Raw genomic sequence first — 19,866 nt, forward strand, 5'->3', positions numbered from 1 at the left:
GCTATCACCCTTTTGCTGCCACGTTGAGGTCCGCCGTCCTGACTCCGCCGGCTTCCACTCCCCACTTGGTCAGGATCTTGTTGTAGGTACCGTCATCGATCAGCGACTGGAGGGCCTTCTGCAGGACGGGCGTAAATTCGCTGCCCTGGGCCACGGGGATGCCATACGGTGCCACTTCGAAGGCGTTGCCGGCGGTCTGCAGCTTGTCCTTGGTCTTGGAGATCGCGTAGAGGGTGACGGGCGAATCGGCGCTCATGGCGTCGACCTGTCCCACCACGAGTGCATTGGTCGCCTGGTCCTGCGCGTCGTACTTGAAGATGGTGATGGCCGGCTTGCCGGCGTCGGTGCAGGCCTTCGATTTTGCCGGCACTTCGTGGGTGTCCTCATAGGTGGTGGCCTGCACGGCGACCTTCAGCCCGCAGGCGTTGTCGGGGTCAACGGTTTTGCCCTTGGGGGCGGCCCACTGGATCCCGGCAGAGTAATAGTTGATGAAGTCGACCTGCTTTTCGCGTTCCAGCGTGTCCGTGAAGGAGGACATGCCCATGTCGTCCTTTCCTGCACGCACGGCGGGAAGGATGTTGTCGAAGGTTCCGATGTCGAAGTTGACCTTCAGGCCCATCACTTGGCCCAGGGCGTTGGTGAGGTCCACTGACCAGCCGGCCGGGGCACCGTTATCGTCCTTGAACTCGTTGGGCGGGTAGTTGTTGGCCATGCCGACGTTGAGCACCCCCGCGCTCTTGATCTTCGCCGGGAGCATCGCGGCAATGGAGTCGTTCTTTTTTACGACGACGGCGTCAGCCGTTCCGGAGGCCCCGCCCGTGGCGGCCGGTTCGCTGTTGTTGACACACCCCGAGAGGGTGAGGGCGGTGGCTATGGTGAGAACGGGAAGAACGTATCGGGTGCGCATGGTTTCCTTAGCTGTTCAAGAGATCTCTAGGCTCCCGCAACCCTGCGGGAGGGTACTGTCTGCCTGCTTATTCAGAACTCATTTGTGCATGGTGCCTGACGCTGTTGTTTCGAGAATTTCTCCCGAATGGCGGATGTCCCGAAGAATTTCCCCGCCCCGGGCTTTCAATTCCGCAATGCTGGAAACGCCTACTAACGTCATGGTACGCCGCAGTTCGTCCGCAAAGATCTCAATGATGCGCCCGACTCCGGGAGAGCCCGCCGCGACCAATCCGTACAGGTAGGCCCTTCCGATCGAACAGGCGTCGGCACCCAGCGCCAGCGCCTTGAGGACATCGCTCCCCCGCCGGACGCCGGAGTCCACATAGATTTCGATCGAGTCACCCACCCGCTGCCGGGATTCCTGCAGGACGTCCATGGGGCTCAGCATGTGGTCCAGCTGGCGGCCGCCGTGGTTGCTCAACTGGACGGCGTCCAGGCCAATCGTGGAAGCCTTCGCGACGTCGGCCGGGTTGACGCAGCCCTTGAGTACGATCTTGCCGTGCCAGGCCTGACGCAAGGCAACGAGTTCCTTCCATCCGCTGGTCGCATCCGAATGGCCAAGGATGTGCTGCCACATGGACGGGGTGACGACGGATGTGGCCGCTGCACTGCGCGGATCGAGGTTCGGGAACCTGATGCCGTCCGATTTCAGGAAGTTGATCCACCAGGAAGGCCGCCGGGCGATGTCCGCGATGGTTGACAGTGTCAGGGCGGGCGGGGCAGTGAAGCCGTTGTGGAGGTCCCGCTCCCGGGAGCCCAGTGCGCGCGTGTCGACGCCGACAATCAGCGTGTTGAATCCGGCGGCTTCGCAGCGCTCCAGCTTGTCCTTCAAGGCCTTGGCGTCGGAGGTCAGTCCGAAGTTGAACCAGCGGTCGAGGCCCGGGTGGCTTTCCGCGATCGATTCCATCGGCACGGTGCTGAGCCCGGCCAGCCCGTAGGGGATGCGTGCCCGGTCGGCGGCCGCGGCGACGGCCAGCTCGCCGTCGGGATGAAAGAGGCGGGTTGCGCCGGTGGGGGTCAACGTCAGGGGCAGGGCACTGACTTTCCCGAGCAATGTGGTGCTGGTATCGGGTCCGGAAACCGGTCCCCAACTTGGCATCAGCGCCCACGAGTCGAAGACGGCGCGGTTGCGCCTCAGCGTCACCTCGTCTTCGGAACCACCGTCGAGGTAGTCGAAGATCCCGGCCGGCAGGACTTTCCGTGCCGATTTCCGGTATTCCTCGACGTTGTAGGCGTTAGCCAGGACCCGGCGTCGGCGTGATAGGACGGGCGCCTTCACTTGGATGAGCTGCCTGGCGTCGCTGATCTTCAATGAGGGCCTTTCCTGGTGCTGTCTTGCGTTATGGTTCAGCGTAGAAAGCGAAAGGCCGCTCCACTATGGAGAATGCGACAAATTGAGGGGCCCATGATTAGTAGCAACTACCAAGCACCATCCGGGATGAAACCGTGACTGCGGCTCCGGCCGCGGAGAGGCACCCGCTGCCCACCCTGGCAGACGTCGCCCGCTCGGCAGGCTCGGAAGTTGTCAGCCTCGTCGAAATGCCGGCCGATGATCAGCAGATCGTGGGGGGCGCTGTTCTCTATGACTCGATGGCCCGTCCTGCCAGGTTCCCCGGTGCCGTTGCGCTGGCCATCGGTTTGTCCATGTCGGGGAAGCGTCTTGGGGTGAAGGTCCGGGAACTCAGGGATGCCGGGTACGTGGCCATTGTCTACAAATCCAACGGCACCTCCGATGCCGCTTTGCGGGCGGCGGCACGGGACACGGGGATGGCGCTTTTCCGGGCCTCCGACGCGGTGCCGTGGAACCAACTGGCGGAGATCATGAACGCCGCTGTGGTCCCGCACCGGCAATCGGGCCGCACGCTGGTGGACATCCGCCCGGGTGACCTGTTCGACCTGGCCAACACTGTTGCGGCCCAGGCGGGCGGCGCCATCGCGATCGCCGATCCGGACCAGACAATCCTGGCGTATTCGACGCTCCCGGACCAGCCCATTGATGAGACGCGCAGGAGTTCCATCCTGCGGCTGCATGTTCCGCATTCCGTCGAAACCGACAAGGACTACCGCCGCGTCCATGCCGCCACCGATGCATTGAATGTGGCGACGGCGGATCCCCTGCTCCGGCGGACGGCCATTTCCATCCGCGCCGGCGGCTCCGTCCTGGGCTCGCTGTGGCTCCTCGAACGGGCGGAGGACCACAACGAGGACGCGGACCGGATCCTGCGTGAAGCCGCCAATGTTGCGGCGCTCCATATCCTGCACAAGCGAACCACCTACGTCTCAAACCTGACGCGCCAGATAGATTTGGTCCAGCCATTGCTGTTCGAGCCGCGACGCGCCGAGCTGGCAGCGATCCGGCTGGGGATCTCGGCGGCCTCCGTCCGGGTGGCCGCCCTCAGCGTCTGGCCGGCGGACGCCGTAGCGTCCGAAACCCTGCAATCCCGGCTCCGGCTGTTCGACACCATCAGGACCGCCTGCGCCATCCGGCTGCCCTCCGCCGTCTGTGGGTTCTCGGACAACATCGTCTACATCGTTCTGCCACAAACCACGGAGTCTTCTCGGCAATTTCAACGCACCGCGGTCCTGAAAATTGTGCAGAATGCGCGGCGGCTGCTCGGACGTCCGGTCCTGGCCGCCCTGGGCGTGGCGGCCACGATCGAGCGGCTCGAGGAGTCCCGGGTCAACGCCGAACTGGTCCTGTCCGAGCTGGTGCGCAACGTCGCCGAGGGGCGGATACCTGCCGACTCCGACGACGTTGTGGCCGACGACGACTCCCTCGGCTCACGTCTGCAGCTGCGCCAGATGGTCGCTTCGTTGACGACGTCCGGTCAGCTGCCCGGAACCCACGCGCTCAGGATCGCCCGGCACGACGAACAGCATCAGAAGTCTTTTGAAGCGACGATTCACGCCTACCTGAGCTGCGGAGGCAACGCGATCGAGACCGCGAAGTCCCTGAACGTGCACGTCAACACGGTCCGCTACCGCTTGTCCCGGGTGGAACCACTTTTCGGCATCGACCTGGACGATCCCGAGACGCGTCTGCTCGTCTGGCTGCAACTGTGGGCGAGGCACAACCAGTAGTTCCGCAGCTCAGGCCCCGGCGGATGCCGCGACGTGTGCCGCAGTCCGGCGCCCCCACGCCAGCTCGCGGAGCCGGACGAGGTCCAGCGCCGGCTGGGCGGGCGGGACACCCGGACGGTGCCGCGGAACGAGGACCCGCAGGGCGCCGGGTTCGATACTGCACCGGACCGGGGTGGGAATCAGCAGCGCCTCGCCGTCCACTCCGACGGGGATCTCGGGCACATCGGCGTCGACCACAACCTCCACACCGGTGCGCTGGATCAGGCCACGCTTCGTCGCCCGTCGCAGCAGGCCGACAGCCTCACGGGTACTGGAGGCGGAGAGTGCCACCGCGCCGAGCACTCCCCGGTCGAGCCGGGTGCGGCGGCCCAGGCCCGCGAGATCGTGACTGCCGTACGGACCGTTGCTCACCAGCACCGCCTGCGGCCCGTCCACGGTGGTGCCGTCAATCTTGGCGAGCAGCCGTGCGCCCTTGTCGCCCTTGATCAAATCCGGAAGCATTTCCAGCACCGTACCGGCCTTGTCGTCGCGGTACTCCGGGCTCTGCACCACCTCGGCGTAGACCCCGAAGGATGAGTTGTTGACGAAAGTGCGGCCGTTGATCTTGCCGAGGTCCACGTGCAGTTCCATCCCGTCGCGGAGGGCGTCGAGGCAGCCGGTGGGGTCCTCCCGGTCCAGGCCGAGATCCAGGGCGAAGTGGTTGCGGGTGCCGGCACTGATGACCAGGAACGGCAGGTTGTGCTCGGCCGCGATGCCAGCCACCAGCGCCTGGGTTCCGTCACCACCGGCGACGCCGAGCAGATCAGCGCCCCGCGCCACCGCGTCCCGGGCCAACACCGCGACATCCACGTGGCCAGGCCCGTCGAGCAGCGCCACCTCAGCGCCGAGCTCCTCCGCCTTCCGCTGCAGGTCGAACTTCACCACTTTGCCCCCGCCGGACCGCGGATTCATCACCAGGAACGGACGCCGCGCGTCGGGAGCGGGGTACTCGGTCATCTTCGAGCCCTCCCGACGTTCCCGGAGGGCAGCGCGGGCACACACCACCGCAACAAACACCAGCCCACCGGAGATCATGACCTCCAGCAGCAGGCCGGCCTGAACGAACAGGAACAGGACCACCAGCGGGGCGATGACGGCCAGCGCCAGCGCACACCAGCGCAGAACACCGCGGCTGATGAGGAACCAGTAAATCCCGGCCACGGTCACCACCACGCCGCCCGCACCCGTCAGGAGCAGCGCAACTGTGCCCGCCACACCGGCGGCCACCAGCGGGACCGCCGCCGCGCACAAGACCGCGGCGAAGGCCGCCCGCGCCCACCACCGCCGGGTCTGTGGGACGTCTTCGAAGGGCATGACAGTCATGTGCTGCTCCTTGCGGTAATCCGGATGGTCGATTGCCCCGGCCCGGTCTCCCCGCCTGGCCTCCCCGCCCGGGCGGGGCTGTCAGGTCTTGATCTTCGCGACGGTCATCAGGACCGCCGAGTCCTCTTCCGCTTCCAGGCTGTGCAGCCCGTCCGGCACGATCAACAGGTCACCGGCCTTGCCCTGCCAGGATTCGTTGCCGGAGCGGAGCCGGACGCACCCGCGGAGCACAAAGACGGTGGCTTCGCCGGGATTCTGGTGTTCGCTGAGCTGGGTCCCGGCCCGGAACGCCATCACCGTCTGGCGGAGGGTCTTCTCATGCCCGCCAAACGCAGTGTCCGCAGCACGTCCGCTGGGTGCCGCCACCGCCGCCGCAATCTGCTGACGGGCAAGGGCATCGAGCGATATCTTCTGCATGGGGCCACCCTACTCAGAAACCTGCCCGCTGCCGAGGGTCCTTTGCCCCGGCCACGGCTACCCTGAAATCAACGTACCCGTCCCGTCCGCCCCGCCTCACCCCCACCTGCCGCAACGGAGCTGCACCATGACCGTGAACGACGACGCCGGCCTCCGCCGGCTCGCTGACCTCACCTTTGGCCTGCCGCACCTCCGCCAGGGCCAGCTGACGGGGATGCGCGCCCTGGCTGCCGGCCGGGACGTCCTCGCCGTGATGCCCACCGGCTACGGGAAGTCGGCCATCTACCAGGTCCCGGCCCTCCTGCTGCACCGCCAGCAGCAGCGGCCCACCGTCGTCGTGTCCCCGCTGATTTCCCTGCAGGAGGACCAGCTGGACGGGCTGCGGGAAGCGGCGGGGCCGGGCGGCGCCGTCGCGGTCAACTCCTCGCACAGCGCCGCGGAGCAGGAGCGCGCGTGGCGGGCGGTGGAACACGGCGGGGCGGCCTTCCTGTTCCTCGCCCCGGAGCAACTGGCCAAGCCCAGCACGGTGGAGCGGATCGCGGCGCTCAACATCGCCCTGTTCGTGGTGGACGAGGCCCACTGCGTGTCCTCCTGGGGCCACGATTTCCGGCCCGACTACCTCCGGCTCGGCGAGGTCCGCGAGCGCCTGGGCAACCCGACCACCGCGGCGCTGACGGCCACCGCTTCTCCGCCGGTGCGCGAGGAGATCCTGGCCCGGCTCGGCGTGGCCGGCCCCCTGGTCCTGGTCCACGGTTTCGACCGGCCCAACATCCGGCTGGAGGTGGTCCGCCACCATGAGGACAAGGCGAAGCGCCGGACGGTGGTGGAGCAGGTCACCGCGCTGGTCACCGGGCAGGTCTCGGGGAGGCGCGGACCCGGGCTGGTCTACGCCGCCAAACGGAAGGACACCGAGAGGTACGCCGCACGGCTGGCCCGGAACGGCCTCCGCGCCGCGGCCTATCACGCCGGCCGCACGCCCACCGAGCGGGAGCTGGTCCACCAGCAGTTCCTCGACGGCGGCCTGGACGTGGTGGTGGCGACCACAGCGTTCGGCATGGGGATCGACAAGCCGGATGTCCGGTTCGTGCTCCACGCGGACATCCCCGAATCCCTCGACAGCTACTACCAGCAGATCGGCCGCGCCGGACGGGACGGGCAGCCCGCCGTCGCCATTTTGCACTACCGCTCGGAGGACCTGGGGCTGCGGCGTTACTTCGCCACCCACACCCCGGATGAGGCCGCCCTGCTGGCGGTCCTCACCGTGCTGCGCGAGGCGGGCCGGCCGCTCCCGCCCCGGACGCTGGCCGAATGGACCGCTTTCCCCGCCCGGCGGATTACCGGCCTGCTGAACCTGCTGCAGGAGACCGGCGCCGTCACGGCACACCACAACGGCATCCGGTTCGACGTGGCGCTCGACCCGGTGGCGGACCCCGCCCAGGTGGTGGAACGCGCCGTCGAACTCGCCAAGGCCCGCGAGCGCGTGGACAAGTCCCGCATCGCCATGATCCGCAGCTACGCCGAAACACACCGCTGCCGCCGCCAGTTCCTGCTCGGCTACTTCGGCGAGGACCTGCCCGGGCCCTGCGGGAACTGCGACACCTGCTCCGACGGCACCGCGCTGCTGCCGGAGCACCATGGCCAGCACGACGGCGGTCCTGCCGCCGGTGCTGCCGTTGGTGCTGCTGGCGGCGCTGAGGCGTTCCCGCTGAACTCCCGCGTGGAGCATGCCCTTTGGGGTCCCGGTCTGGTCATGGGGCACGACGGCGACCTCCTCACCGTGCTGTTCGACCGCGAGGGCTACCGGACGCTGTCCCGCACAGCGGTCCTAGGCCACGGCCTGCTCACGCTCAGTACACCACCCGGAAATTGCTGAACGCCCCCGTGGCCCGGGAGATCGCTTCCTCCACGTTCTCCACCCTGCCCGGTGCCTCCGGCGAGCGCAGCCAGCGCCGGAACTCCAGCACCACCGACTGCGGGCCCTCGGCTGTGATGCCCACCGTGCCGTCGTCGTTGTTCCTGACCGTGCCGGTCAACCCGAGCTCGTCGGCCTTGCGCACCGTCCAATAGCGGAACCCGACCGCCTGCACCACGCCGTCTACCCGCGCCGTCAGCCGGACCCACTCGCCGGAATCGCCCCTCGGAAACTCAGCCATGCTCCCAATGTAGCGCCCACCGGGGAGGCCGCCGCCAGAGGAACAGTGCACTGTCCACATAGGGACCTTTGCCCCTTACCTTCCCCGGGCCCCGGCAGGAACGATAGTCAAGTGCACTGCGGGGACGTGTCGAGAAAACGGCATGGCACATGGATGTGCCTCACCCTCCCGCGGTCTGCATTGCCCGAAAGGACAACACGATGGCAGGACAATTCGAACTCTTCACGGACTCTGAGGCAAACGTCCGTTTCCGGCTCCTCGGCGCCGACGGTACGGTCTTGGCGGTTTCCAAGGCATTTGAGGACAAACGCTCGGCAGCGGACGGCATCATGGCAGTCCGCGAATGCGCCGGCACAGGCCTGATCAAGGAAGCCCGCTCCAACACCTGGGGCGGCACAGGGACCACCAGGGCAGGCCTGCCGAAACCGGCGCACCGCCGGCACCGGCATATCCCCGCTGTCTAGGCGGCGAACCAGCAACACCCCGGGCGGGCAGCCCGGCACCATCGGGAGCCGCAATGGACGAAGCACGGGTCCACATCAGCGGCTTCCGGATGGACTTCGGCGACACCACCGTGGTGCGCGACCTCTCCTTTGACGTGCACGCCGGCGAGACGTTCGGTTTCCTTGGCAGCAACGGCTCCGGCAAGACCACCACCATCCGGGCCCTGCTGGGCATCTACGAACCCACCGCCGGAATCCTCCATATCAACGGCCGGGACTTCAAACCCGAGCACGGCGACCGGCTGGGCTACCTTCCCGAAGAGCGCGGGCTCTACAAGAAGGAAAAGGTCATCGACATCATGACCTACTTCGGCCGGCTCAAAGGGATGGAGCGGCGCACCGCGAGGCAATGGTCCCTTGAGTACCTGGACCGGGTGGCGCTCGCGGACCGGGCCTCCGCCGTGCTGGACAAGCTCTCCAGCGGGCAGCAGCAAAAGGTCCAGCTCGGTGTCACCATCATGAACAATCCCGAGCTGCTGATCCTGGACGAACCGACGAAGGGCTTCGATCCCGTCAACCGGCGCCTGCTGATGGACATCATCGCCGAGCAGAAGCAGGGCGGAGCCACCGTGGTGATGGTGACCCACCAGATGGAGGAGGTGGAGCGGCTCTGCGACCGCGTCATCCTGCTCAAGGACGGCACCGCGGAGGCCTACGGGACCATCGACGAGGTGCAGAACAAGTACGGCGGCCGCATCATCCGGATCAGGCACAGCGGCCCCATCCCGCCCTCACCGCACTACGAGGCGATGCTCCACGAGACCAACTACTCGGAGCTCTCCATCACCGACGCCACCGATGAGGCCGCCATCCTCAAGGACCTGATCGACGCCGGCGTGACCGTCCGGAGCTTCACCACCACCAAGACCTCCCTTGAGGACATCTTCATCCGGGTCTACGGCGACCAGAACAAGCCTTCCGCCGCCGGTCCGGCCGGTACCGCCCCGTCCCCCGCGCGGGAACGGACGTAATGCCATGGCCCAGCACAACCCGCATCACAATTTAGGTACCGTCCTAAGCTTCGAGTTCATCCGCACCGTCACCAAGCGGCGGTTCTGGATCGGCACCCTGTCCGTCCCGCTCATCATTGCCGTGGTCTTCGGCCTGATCTTCCTCAGCAACAGCACCACGGACACCGCAGCCGAAGCCCAGAAAACCGCCCACTTCAGCATCTCCTACACGGACGCCTCCGGACTGATCACCGCCGGGGACGCCGCGCTGTTCGGGGCCACCACCGCGGACTCCCCCGACGCCGGGATCCAGGCCGTGCAGTCCGGCACCGTCGACGCCTACTTCGACTACCCGGCCCACCCCGAATCGACGCCCGTGCGCGTCTACGGCGCGGACAAAGGCCTGTTCGAGAACGGCAAGTATGCCGCCGTCGCGCAGGCCATGCTGGCGCACGCCGTCGACCGTCAGATCGGTTCACCGCAGCTGTCCGCGCTCGCCGCCGGGAAGGTGCAGACCGAGACCGTCACGTATGACGGCACCAAAGAGTCAGGCGGCCTGGGCTCGGTGATCCCGCCGATGGTCTACCTGGTGATCTTCTACGGGCTGATCGTGCTCCTGGCCGGGCAGATGCTCAACTCCACGCTCGAGGAGAAGGAGAACCGCGTCACCGAGATGATCCTGACCACCCTCAAACCAACCACGCTCATCGCGGGCAAGGTGATCGCCCTGTTCGCGATCGGACTGGTGCAGATGATCGTGTTCCTCTCCCCCATTATGATCGGCCGGCTGTTCTTCCCCGAGGAGCTCAGCCTCGCGGCCCTGGACCTGCCCCCGCTGACCTTCGACCCGGTCCGGATGACCGTCGGCCTGCTGATCCTGGTCGGCGGGTTTGCCCTGTTCACCACCACCCTGGTGGCCATCGGCGCCGTCATGCCCACCGCCAAGGAGGCGGGTAACTTCATGGGCGTGATGATGGCGCTGATCTTTGTGCCGTTCTACGCCGTGTCCCTGGTGATCTCCGATCCGCAGTCCTTGATCGTGCAGATCTTCACGTTCTTCCCGTTTTCCGCCCCGGTGACCGCCCTGTTGCGCAACGGCTTCGGCTCCCTGAGCCTGCCCGAGGCAGTCATTGTGATCGTGATCCTCTACGCGGGCGCCGCGGTGATGCTTCGCGTCGCCGTGCGGCTCTTCCAGTACGGCTCCATCTCCTACACCTCGAAGGTCAATGTCCGTAACGCGCTGCGTGCCGGGTCGCGACACCCCGCTGCTGAGAAGCCCCCGACGACGGCCCGCTGAGGCGGTCGGCCAGCGGCACGATCTCGTAGGAGGAATGCTGCTCGTGGCGCCTGCCACCTACTTTCCTGCTGAACTCCCCGCCGGCGCCCCGGCCGGCCGCAGGGACGTGATCATCGTCCGGACGTCCCGGTACTCGGGCGTGGAGGCGTACAGCCTGGCCTTTTCCAGATAGGGCAGCGAGGGGTCCCCGGGCGTCTGGTTGGACTCCGGGTTGTAGGTGCCGCCGAAGAAGGCGCCGCTGGGCGGCCAGAGGAACAGGTGGAACATCGGGCACGCTGTGTCGCCGGGCTCCTCGGGGACCATGGTGATGCCGTAGGCGGCGATGGTGGGTCTGCGTGGCCACCGCGTCCGTGTCCCCGCCCCGGGACTCGAACACGTAGCGGGGCACCCCGCCGTCGCCGCCCCCGCCCTCGGCGAGCGCGACCACCGGCGCGGAATCGTAGACCTCGTACGGGGTCTTATCGAGGCATTCCGCCCCGGTGACGATGTTGGTCCGCAGCCCCGCCATCGGTTTCCCCGCGGCGTTCAGCACGTCCACAAAATCCCCGGCGAGCGCACCGCCGGGGTCTCTAACCGTCCAGCCGGCGGAGTAGTCGAACAACAGTCCCCCGTTGGTCGTCGTGAACGTCTTCCAGCCCGACGCCGGCCCTTCCGACGCCGGCGAACCGGGCGGTGTGGTGGCGGACGGGGACGCAGCCGCCGTCGTGCCCTGGGTCTGGCTTTCCGACGCGGAAGGGCCAGCCGGCGGGGGGCGGCGACAAACCGCAGGACGCCAGCAGCAGGACCGAACTGAGGGCACTGCCCACGGCAGCGCACCGGGTGGCGCCGGGTGAACCCGCCGGCCTCCTCACGTCATTGCTTTCCGGCGGGCCGCAGGGACGTGATCGCCTGTTTGACGTACTTGTATTCGGTGGTGTCCTTGTATACCTCGGGGGTGTCCACGTGCGTGGGGCCTCCCGGGGTGGTGTCGAACGGGTTATAGGCGCCGCCGAATATGGCGCCGCTGGGCGGCCAGGTGAAGAAGTGGGAAATCGGGCAGGCCGCATCCCCTGTGGGCTCCGGCTCGGAGGTGATGCCGTAGGCCAGGGTGAGGGACCCCGCCGGGTCGCTCGAGGCCGGGTCGCTCCGGCCCTCGTAGACGAACCGCGGGATGACTCCGCCCTGGGCCAGCGCAGGGACGGGCTCGGAGTCGTACATCATAAAGGGGAACTTTTCCGGGCACTCGGCGCCCGCGACCATGTTGGTCCGCAGGCTGGCCATGGTCTTGCCGTAGTCACTCACCAGGTCGACCGCGATACCGCCCTCAGCGGGTTCATCGGCCGGGTCCTTGATGGTCCACGACTCCGGGTAGTCGAACGCAAGCGTGCCGTCCGACGTCGTGAACGTCTTCCAGCCCGCCGGCACCGTGACGGCGGCCGACGTCGCCGCGCTGGGCGAGGGGCTGGCCGTCGCCGCTGGCGGGGAACTCGTGGCGGGGGCCGCCGCCGGTGACCCGCATGCTGCGAGAACCGCAGCAGCGCAGAAAGCGGAAAGTGTTGTGGCGATTGACGCGGCCCGGCGCATGGCACCCTCCCCCTGGGAAAACAAAGTGGTTGGACAATTCTCGGGGATTTCCGCGCGGAAGCTAGGGCCTTAGGACCCTTGGCGCCCGTCCGTCAGGGGCCGGGGTCCCGGAGCGCCAGCCGTGATGCTTCCCACGATGTCCCCTGCAGATTTCTATTGGCCGCGGAAGCTTGCTAGAGCTTAAGTAATGCAAGACGTCCTTGATCCCGCCATGCCCTTTCTGGTCCCCATCCTCGCAGTGGCTCTCGCCGTCGCCGGCGGGCTCCTCGCCTCCTGGCTGGTGCGCCGGGTTGTGCTCCGGCTCAACCGCAACCAGCCCGCCCTCCGCGAGACCTCCCGGGTGGCGCGCCTGCCGTTGCGCTTTGCGCTCTGCCTGATTGCCGTGCGGATCGCCCTGGGCCTGACCACGGACGACGCCGAATGGCGCCGCAACCTTGACCACGCGCTGCAGATAGTGCTTATCGGTTCCCTCGCGTGGCTGGCCATCGCTGTCATCCTCATCATCGAGACCATGGTGCTCACGCGCTACCGGGTGGACGTGGCGGACAACCGCCGTGCCCGCAGGCTCCGCACGCAGGTAATCCTTGCCCGGCGGATCGGCGTCGCCCTGATCGTGATCGTGGCCCTGGGCATCGCCATGCTGACGTTCCCCGCGATCCAGGCCCTTGGCGCCGGGCTGCTGGCCTCCGCCGGCGTGATTTCGATCGTCGCGGGCCTTGCCGCCCAGACCTCGCTGGTCAATGTCTTCGCCGGCATCCAGCTCGCCTTCACCGACGCGATCCGGGTGGACGACGTCGTGGTGGTGCAGAAGGAATGGGGCCGGATCGAGGAGATCACCCTGACCTATGTGGTGGTCCACATCTGGGACGACCGGCGGATGATTCTGCCCTCGACCTACTTCACCACCACCCCGTTCGAAAACTGGACCCGGCGGCAGTCCGAGGTCATGGGCACCGTGGAGTTCGACCTCGACTGGCGCGCCCCGGTCGAGGACATGCGCGCCGAGCTCAAGAGGGTCCTGGCAACCACCGAGCTCTGGGACAAGCGCGTGGGCATCCTGCAGATCACCGACGCGACGGCCGGCTTCGTCCGGGTCCGTATCCTGGTCAGCGCCGCCGACAGCGCCACGCTCTTTGACCTGCGCTGCCTGATCCGCGAAGAGCTGGTGCTGTTCCTGCAGCAGGAACACCCGACGGCGCTCCCCCATGTCCGGCTCGAATCCCTCGGCGCCTTTTCCCTAGGTTCCGGCACGCCCGGCACCGCCGGTTCCGCTGCAACCTCCGGCCCGGCGAGCTCCGGCAGCTCCACGACCTCCGGTAGCGCAACCTCCGGCGCTGGCGCGAAGCAGCCGGGCAAGGTCTCCGCCGCGGACGAACACAGCCGGCACCCTGCCGATCCGCACGACTCCCAGCTCTTCACCGGATCGATCGAGGCGATCGAGCGCTCCAAGGCGTTCACGGGCCCCGGCGAGGAAGTGTTCGAGGACCGGGACAAGAGCATCGCCGCGCAGAACTAGTCGTCTCCGGGCTGGGGCGCCATCCTGGGCGGCCGCCGGCCGGGCGCCGGCGGGGTCTTCCCTGCCTGCGGGAACTGTTCAATAATCAGACTTCGGCGAGTCAGCGTCGGCGCACCACGCACCACGCACCATCCACAACGAGTGAGGGAGCCTGGCATGACAATTCCACCGCCGCACGAACCTGAGCCGTTTCCGCCGGAGCCCGGCCCCACCACCCCCGAGCCCCAGCCCGGCGACCCGTTCCCGCCGGAGCCGGGTCCGGTCCCGCCGCCGGCGCCGATTCCGGAACCTGGCCCTGCACCAACACCCGGCCCGTTCCCCGCCCCGGGACCGCTGCCGATTCCCGACCCCGGCCCGGTCCCGCCGCGCCCGGACCCCACACGGTTCTAGGGTCGCCCGGTTCCGGGGGCGCAGTTCCAGGGTCGCCCGGCCGGCGGCCCGGCTCAGGCCGCTGCTATGCCGTGCAGGAAGTTCCGCACTTCCGTGTTGAAGGCGTCGGGCGCCTCCATCGGAGCCAGGTGTCCGACGTCGGGAATCACCGCAAGTTTTGAACCCGGAATCTGGCGATGGAGCTCGTGGGCGACGTTCAGCGGGGAGCGTTGATCGTCCTCGCCGTACAGCAGGAGTGTCGGAATGGCGATGGTGGGCAGTACGGGCCGGTAATCAGCCCGGCCGCTGGCGGAGAGCAGGGCCCGCATTCCTGCCGGGCGCACGTCTGCCATGATCCTGGTGGCCTCGGCCACCACGGCGGGATCGGCCTTGTCGGTGAAAAGTGTCGGCAGCCACGCGTTGATGATCGTCTCCGGAGGCTGATCGATCTCGGCCAGCACCTGGGCGTAGCGCCGTTCCACCTCCTCGGGCGGCAGGGATCCCGCCCAGCCGGCATAGGCTGACGCCAAAATCAGGGACGCCGGTATCTCCGGGTACCCGCGGTACAGCTCCAGGACAACCAGGGAACCCCACGACAGGCCCAGAAGGTGCGGCTTCGCAGGAACGGCCGCGCGCAGGAATCCGGCGGTGATGGCCCCAAGCTCCCCGGCGGACAGATCCGGGGCGGGGTCATCGGACTGGCCGCACCCCGGAGCGTCCCAGGCGAACACTGTGAAGTCGTCCGAGAGGCCCTCCAGCTGTTGACGCCAGCTCCGGCTGTCATCCCCGGCCCCGTGGAACAGGACCAGCGGCGGTCCCTGGCCTACCCGCTGGTACGCGATCCGCAGCCCGGCAACCTCGACGGCTTCCATGATCCAATGCTAAGCCGGTCTGGGCTTGCCGGGCAGGGCCAGTTCAGGACGCGCAAAACCACCCGCGACGCGCAAAAGACCCCTCGCTACCAGGATTCGGGCGTCGAGGGGTCTTTTGCGCGGCGGCAGGAAGAATGCGCGTCGCCAGCTACGGCAGGACGATGTCGTGGGTCCGGTGGTCGTAGTGGATGACCAGCTGGCCGCCGGAGTGGTGTACCTCGTGGTTGGCGCCGTCGAAAGCACCAAAGGCCCCGAAGTTCTCGTCCCAGGCGCGGTTCAGCGCGATCTTGAAGCTGTAGGAACCGGCCGGGAGGTCCGCCGCAAGCTTCCAGAGCTGATCGACGAGGTCCAGTTCCATCTGGGATTCGTCGTACTGCGGGGCCCAGTTGGCCGGGGCGCCCAGCAGGATATTGAAGTCGCCTGCAACGGCAACGGCGTCCGGCTGCTCGATGGTCTCGACGCTGGTGGCGGGGGCTGCGGTGGCGGAGGCCAGGGACTTGGCGGCCGGGGCTTTGCGCTTGCGGACCGCCTTGGCGACGGGGGCAACGGCCTCCTCGACCAGCTTGGCAGCCTTGCCGGCGACCTTTTCGGCCACCTTGGCAGCCTTCGGGGCGCCCTTCGCGGCAGCCTTCGTGGCGGGCTTGCCGGCGGGCGCCGACGGCAGCGGGGTGTCGGGGGGAACGGGAGTTCCGGCGTCGAGCGCTGCGGCGAACGCGGCGGGGTCAGCGAACGCGACGGTGGCGCGCTGGCCGTCCTCGGTGATGGTCCAGCCGGAACGGCCCTTGACCAGCCAGCCGGCCTTGACCAGCTTCGCGGTGGCGGTAGTCAGCGTCTTGTGGCCGCGGGGAATCCCGCCGCTGAGCAGCTCACGCTCAAACTCGTTCAGCGGAACGCGTGCGATTGCCTCGCCCAGCACTGCTCCGGCGTTCAGTTTCTCATCCGTCCACACGCCCTCGGCAAGGACATCCAGTACGGCCTTCAGTCGGCGGGTGGTGTTTTCGGCAGTGTTCGCGCCCATGGGTCTCCTCTAGAAGCAATTGATCCACCTGCATTTTGCCAAGGATCGTCGAGTTTCCGCGAGTCGGTATCGGTTAACTCTGTGTGTCGTGACCCACTATTACACCCCATGGCGCCGGGCGCGAGGGGACTAGGGCTGCGTACTCACGAGTAGGTTTTCCGGCCGGAATCCTCGGCCCTGCGGCGGCGCGGGCTGGGACTGCTAGAACTTGGGGATGAGGACGGGAGTGTTCTTCTTGTGCGCGTCGTAATCAGCCTGGCCGCCCCACTTTGTGTCGGACTTCTTCTCAAGAAGCGGCACGCCGCTGACTTTCGTGAGCAGGAGGGTGACAAACACCGGGGAGATCAGCGCAACCCACTGCCACCCCTCCAGCGCGGGCAGGGCGATGATCGCGATGCCGATCCAGAGCAGAATCTCGCCGAAGTAGTTCGGGTGGCGGGACTTCGCCCAGAGCCCGGTGGAGATGAACCTGCCCTTGTTGGCCGGGTCGGCGTTGAAGCGGCTCTTCTGCTGGTCGGCCACGATCTCGAATCCGAAGCCGACGGCCCACACGAGGAAGCCGATCAGGGCGAACCAGTCGAGCGCGACCCTGGTCGCCGAAGTGATGGCCACCCATGCGGCGGCCGCGGTGAAGACAACCCAGAGTCCCTGGATGGTCCATACGTTCAGGAACCGCACGAAGGAGGGCTTTATCTCGTCAAAGCGGTCGTCCTTGCCGGCCTTGCTGATGCGACGGAACAGGAACGTCCCCAGCCTCAGGGTCCATGCGAGGACCATGGCGGCCAGCAGCAGGGCCCGCGCGTCGACTCCGGGGGTGAGCAGGATGAGCAGCAGCGTGATGGCGGTGTAGGTGACGGTGCCGGTCAGGTCGTAGAACTTCTCGGTCTGGGCCCTGAAGGAGGGGATGAACACCAGCCACTGAATGAGGAACGCTGCCCCGACCGCCATCGCGAAGACGGGGATCCCGCCCAGGGTGGCCCCGCCCTGGCTGCCGGCCACGGCGATGAGCACCCCGATCAATACGACCACGGGGATGGCAATGAGCGACCTGCGGTCTGTGTCCTTCATCAGGGTTCCCTTCATAGGCCGGACTGGATGACGGCAACGCCAGGAGCCCTTTCCGCTAGGCTGCCTATTATTCAATCCTGTTTGATGATCAAACATTATTCAGTATCCTTGATACATGCAAACGCAAGTAGGTGGGCCATGAGCACAGCCTCTTTCCACCCGGCCGCATTCACGCTGCAGGGCATGTTCACCCTCGCCAACGAGACAGAACGGGAACTGGCCCGCAACCTGGAACTGAACCTCACGGATTTCCGCGCCCTCTCCGTGCTGGCACAGCTTGGCCCCGTCACGGTGGGCAAACTCGCCGCGGAGCTCGGCGCAACCCCGGCAACCACCACTGCGATCGTCAGCCGGCTCGTGTCCCGCGGTTACGTGGCACGCCACCGAGGCACCGGCGACCGGCGCCAGGTCCACGTGAGCGCCACTCCGGCGGCCGCCCGTAAAATCACCACCCTGATGCAACCCCTGGTGAACGCCACCAACGAGCACATCCAGGCACTGCCCGCCTCACAGCAGAGCGTCGTCGCGGACTTCCTCGACGTCGCCCAGCACCTGATGCGCGACCACCTCCACACACTTTCCACGAACGACGCCCCATGAGAGAGTTCACCACCCCGCTGCTGGTTGAGGCGTCCGGGCATCGCAACGCGACGGAGCTGCTTCTGCAGCGGTTCCGCACCTCCCCCGACCACATTGCCTTCGAAGTACGTGCCGCGAACGCCGCGATCACGGAACCGTGGCGGCAGGTGACCACCCGACAGTTCGTCGACGAGGTCCGTGCACTGGCCAAGGGCCTCATCGCCGCCGGCCTTCGTCCCGGCGAATCCCTCGCCATCATGTCCCCCACCCGGTACGAGTGGGCGCTGGCCGACATGGCAGCGTGGTTCGCCGGCGCCGTCGTCGTCCCGATCTACGAGACGTCGGCCGCACCCCAGGTGACCGCGATCCTCGCCGATGCCGACGTGCGCCTCGCCATAGCTGGCACCGCTGAGCATGCCCTCCTGTTGGAGCAGGGGTTCGCGCAGGCGGGGACGCCGGGCCTGGGGGTCTGGACGATGGACGAGAGGCCGGGCGCTGACGTGGCCGACCTCGTGGCCCGCGGCGCCGAAATTTCCGACGGCACTGTTGAGGAACGCCGGCTGCTGGCCGATCTCGACTCGGTGGCAACCATCGTCTACACCTCCGGCACCACTGCCGCGCCCAAGGGTGCGCTCATCACCCACAGCTACTTCGTGGGCCAGGTCCTGAACGTGGCCGCCGCCTACACCGGCGTGGTCCGCGAGGGCGGCAACACCATCATCTTCCTGCCGATGGCCCATGTGCTGGCCCGCGGACTGCAGCTGACCTGTCTGGCCAACGGCATGCGCATTGCGCACCTGTCAGACTCCGGGGACGTGGTGCCCGCTCTCGGCGTCCTGAAGCCCACCTTCCTGGTGGTGGTCCCCCGGGTGCTGCAGAAGATCCAGGCGTCTGCCGCGGCCGCTGCGGCGAAGAAGCACCTCGGACGGGTGTGGGCGTCAGCGCAGGCCACCGCGGTCGCCTGGGGCCGGTTCGCCGAAGCCCACGACAACGACCCGGCGGCCAGGGCCGCGCTGGGCCTGCGGGTGAAGCATGCCCTGTTCGATCGCCTGTTCTACGCCCGGCTCCGGACGCTGATGGGCGGGCGCCTCGACTACCTGTTGTCCGGCGCCGCCGCACTCGACGCCGAGCTGTCCCTCTTCTTCCGTGGCCTGGGCCTGCCGGTGGTGGAGGGCTACGGCCTGACGGAGACCACCGCCCCGCTGACCGGGAACATGCCCGGGTCGATTCGGGCCGGGACGGTGGGGGTCCCGATGCCGGGAACAACCGTGCGCATCTCGGACCGGGGAGAGGTGCTGGCCCGCGGCGTCGGGGTGTTCGCCGGCTACCGCAGGCCGGCCGACAACGTGGACGCCTTCGCGGACGGTTTTTTCCGCACCGGAGACCTCGGGGAACTCGATGCGCTGGGACGCCTGACCCTCAAGGGCCGGATCAAGGACGTCATTGTCACCGCGGGCGGCAAGACCATCTCCCCCTCCATCTGGGAAGGCTATGTCGAGGGCGACCCCCTGGTGGCCCACGCCGTGATGGTGGGAGAGGGCAAACCCTACCTGGGTGGGCTTGTACTGCTGGATCCTGAGTCCGTCGCGGCCTGGGCGGAGCGCGAGGGCATCGCCGACCTGCCCGGCTTGCAGCTCCCGGACGACGGCGGCGCCGTCCAGATCCACGACGTCCGGCTCCTCACCGCGATCGGCAAGGCGGTCAGCGCCGCCAACGCGAAGATCGCACGGTCCGAGCAGGTGCGCCGGTTCGTGCTGCTGCTCACCGATCTCAGCGATCTCAGCGAGGCCAACGGAATCGTGACCCCCACCATGAAACTCAAGCGCGCCGCCTTCACCGAACGCGCCCATCACATCGTCGACAAGCTGTACGCCGACACGAGGAGCCAAGCATGAACGTCCGGGCCAAGAGGTGGCTGCTTTCCTACGCGGCCGCCGCCGTGATCTTCGCCGCCATCGACGTCGTCTGGATCGGCACGGTGGCGAACAAGCAGTACGAAAGCCAGATCGGTGACCTGCTCGCGCCCAGCGTCAACCTCGCCGGCGCCGTCCTCTTTTATCTCGTCTATGTCGTGGGGATCGTGCACTATGGAGTCCGGCCCAACGACCCGGACGCTACCCTCCTGCACCGTGTCCTCGCCCGGGCCGGCACGCCGGAGTAGCGCCCGCGG

Annotated in this window: 20 protein-coding genes; 10 read left to right on the forward strand and 10 right to left on the reverse strand. The window is 67.5% G+C overall.

The window, feature by feature from the left end; all coding sequences use genetic code 11:
- Positions 1-4 precede the first annotated feature (4 nt).
- Both GXK59_RS13285 and GXK59_RS13290 read right to left on the reverse strand, forming a co-directional pair.
- On the reverse strand, positions 5-907 hold the full coding sequence (locus GXK59_RS13285) for an ABC transporter substrate-binding protein (RefSeq protein WP_160667440.1): 903 nt from the start codon (positions 905-907) through the stop codon (positions 5-7).
- Between the two features lie 78 nt (positions 908-985).
- Positions 986-2,260, reverse strand: coding sequence for an alpha-hydroxy acid oxidase (locus tag GXK59_RS13290; protein WP_160667442.1), 1,275 nt, complete (start codon positions 2,258-2,260; stop codon positions 986-988).
- Between the two features lie 134 nt (positions 2,261-2,394).
- Between GXK59_RS13290 and GXK59_RS13295 the strand changes: the two genes are divergently transcribed.
- Positions 2,395-4,029, forward strand: coding sequence for a PucR family transcriptional regulator (locus GXK59_RS13295; RefSeq protein ID WP_160667444.1), 1,635 nt, complete (start codon positions 2,395-2,397; stop codon positions 4,027-4,029).
- A gap of 9 nt (positions 4,030-4,038) precedes the next feature.
- On the opposite strand, the gene GXK59_RS13300 is transcribed toward GXK59_RS13295, so the two are convergent.
- Positions 4,039-5,391, reverse strand: coding sequence for a diacylglycerol/lipid kinase family protein (locus GXK59_RS13300; protein ID WP_160667446.1), 1,353 nt, complete (start codon positions 5,389-5,391; stop codon positions 4,039-4,041).
- Between the two features lie 81 nt (positions 5,392-5,472).
- A complete protein-coding gene (locus GXK59_RS13305) occupies positions 5,473-5,808 on the reverse strand; it encodes a cupin domain-containing protein (RefSeq protein WP_160667448.1) in 336 nt (111 codons plus the stop codon).
- Between the two features lie 127 nt (positions 5,809-5,935).
- On the opposite strand from GXK59_RS13305, the gene GXK59_RS13310 reads away from it, so the two are divergent.
- Positions 5,936-7,681: a RecQ family ATP-dependent DNA helicase gene (locus GXK59_RS13310; protein WP_160667450.1), complete on the forward strand. Its 1,746-nt coding sequence runs from the start codon at positions 5,936-5,938 to the stop codon at positions 7,679-7,681.
- Here GXK59_RS13310 and GXK59_RS13315 read toward each other — a convergent pair.
- Positions 7,656-7,961, reverse strand: a complete 306-nt coding sequence (locus GXK59_RS13315) for an acylphosphatase (RefSeq protein WP_160667452.1) — start codon at positions 7,959-7,961, stop codon at positions 7,656-7,658. The genes GXK59_RS13310 and GXK59_RS13315 overlap by 26 nt on opposite strands.
- 200 nt (positions 7,962-8,161) lie before the next feature.
- Between GXK59_RS13315 and GXK59_RS13320 the strand changes: the two genes are divergently transcribed.
- From GXK59_RS13320 to GXK59_RS13330, 3 genes are read left to right on the forward strand one after another with little or no spacing between them, the layout of a single operon-like run.
- Positions 8,162-8,425, forward strand: a complete 264-nt coding sequence (locus GXK59_RS13320) for a YegP family protein (RefSeq protein ID WP_160667454.1) — start codon at positions 8,162-8,164, stop codon at positions 8,423-8,425.
- A gap of 53 nt (positions 8,426-8,478) precedes the next feature.
- On the forward strand, positions 8,479-9,435 hold the full coding sequence (locus tag GXK59_RS13325) for an ABC transporter ATP-binding protein (RefSeq protein ID WP_160667456.1): 957 nt from the start codon (positions 8,479-8,481) through the stop codon (positions 9,433-9,435).
- Between the two features lie 4 nt (positions 9,436-9,439).
- Positions 9,440-10,711 carry an ABC transporter permease gene (locus GXK59_RS13330; RefSeq protein ID WP_160667458.1) on the forward strand — a complete coding sequence of 424 codons (1,272 nt, stop codon included), beginning with the start codon at positions 9,440-9,442 and terminating at the stop codon, positions 10,709-10,711.
- Positions 10,712-10,768: 57 nt separating this feature from the next.
- On the opposite strand, the gene GXK59_RS20745 is transcribed toward GXK59_RS13330, so the two are convergent.
- On the reverse strand, positions 10,769-11,014 hold the full coding sequence (locus GXK59_RS20745) for a hypothetical protein (protein WP_237393891.1): 246 nt from the start codon (positions 11,012-11,014) through the stop codon (positions 10,769-10,771).
- A 308-nt stretch (positions 11,015-11,322) separates the two neighbouring features.
- On the opposite strand from GXK59_RS20745, the gene GXK59_RS20750 reads away from it, so the two are divergent.
- Positions 11,323-11,544 (forward strand): hypothetical protein, encoded by a 222-nt coding sequence (locus GXK59_RS20750; RefSeq protein WP_237393892.1) that lies wholly within the window; start codon positions 11,323-11,325, stop codon positions 11,542-11,544.
- Between the two features lie 19 nt (positions 11,545-11,563).
- Here GXK59_RS20750 and GXK59_RS13340 read toward each other — a convergent pair whose 3' ends face one another.
- Entirely contained in the window at positions 11,564-12,274 is a 711-nt protein-coding gene (locus tag GXK59_RS13340; RefSeq protein WP_160667460.1) for a hypothetical protein, read from the reverse strand.
- A gap of 187 nt (positions 12,275-12,461) precedes the next feature.
- Between GXK59_RS13340 and GXK59_RS13345 the strand changes: the two genes are divergently transcribed.
- Complete coding sequence (locus tag GXK59_RS13345; RefSeq protein WP_160667462.1) at positions 12,462-13,790, forward strand: mechanosensitive ion channel family protein; 1,329 nt, start codon at positions 12,462-12,464, stop codon at positions 13,788-13,790.
- Between the two features lie 443 nt (positions 13,791-14,233).
- Here the strand turns inward: GXK59_RS13345 and GXK59_RS13350 are convergent, their stop codons facing one another.
- The 3 genes from GXK59_RS13350 to GXK59_RS13360 form a co-directional block, all read right to left on the reverse strand.
- Positions 14,234-15,031 (reverse strand): alpha/beta fold hydrolase, encoded by a 798-nt coding sequence (locus GXK59_RS13350; protein WP_160667464.1) that lies wholly within the window; start codon positions 15,029-15,031, stop codon positions 14,234-14,236.
- Between the two features lie 148 nt (positions 15,032-15,179).
- Positions 15,180-16,049 (reverse strand): pullulanase X25 domain-containing protein, encoded by an 870-nt coding sequence (locus tag GXK59_RS13355; protein WP_160667466.1) that lies wholly within the window; start codon positions 16,047-16,049, stop codon positions 15,180-15,182.
- Between the two features lie 201 nt (positions 16,050-16,250).
- Positions 16,251-17,117, reverse strand: a complete 867-nt coding sequence (locus GXK59_RS13360) for a DUF1295 domain-containing protein (RefSeq protein WP_160667468.1) — start codon at positions 17,115-17,117, stop codon at positions 16,251-16,253.
- Between the two features lie 138 nt (positions 17,118-17,255).
- Between GXK59_RS13360 and GXK59_RS13365 the strand changes: the two genes are divergently transcribed.
- Genes GXK59_RS13365 through GXK59_RS13375 form a run of 3 tightly spaced genes read left to right on the forward strand, consistent with a single transcriptional unit; the run spans position 17,256 to position 19,857 of the window.
- Positions 17,256-17,717, forward strand: a complete 462-nt coding sequence (locus GXK59_RS13365; protein ID WP_160667470.1) for a MarR family winged helix-turn-helix transcriptional regulator — start codon at positions 17,256-17,258, stop codon at positions 17,715-17,717.
- Positions 17,714-19,591, forward strand: a complete 1,878-nt coding sequence (locus tag GXK59_RS13370; protein ID WP_160667472.1) for an AMP-dependent synthetase/ligase — start codon at positions 17,714-17,716, stop codon at positions 19,589-19,591. Before GXK59_RS13365 ends, GXK59_RS13370 begins: the two co-directional genes overlap by 4 nt.
- Positions 19,588-19,857, forward strand: a complete 270-nt coding sequence (locus GXK59_RS13375; RefSeq protein ID WP_160667474.1) for a DUF2177 family protein — start codon at positions 19,588-19,590, stop codon at positions 19,855-19,857. Before GXK59_RS13370 ends, GXK59_RS13375 begins: the two co-directional genes overlap by 4 nt.
- Positions 19,858-19,866: the final 9 nt, after the last annotated feature.

This window comes from Pseudarthrobacter sp. ATCC 49987, from assembly GCF_009928425.1.
Taxonomy (GTDB): domain Bacteria; phylum Actinomycetota; class Actinomycetes; order Actinomycetales; family Micrococcaceae; genus Arthrobacter.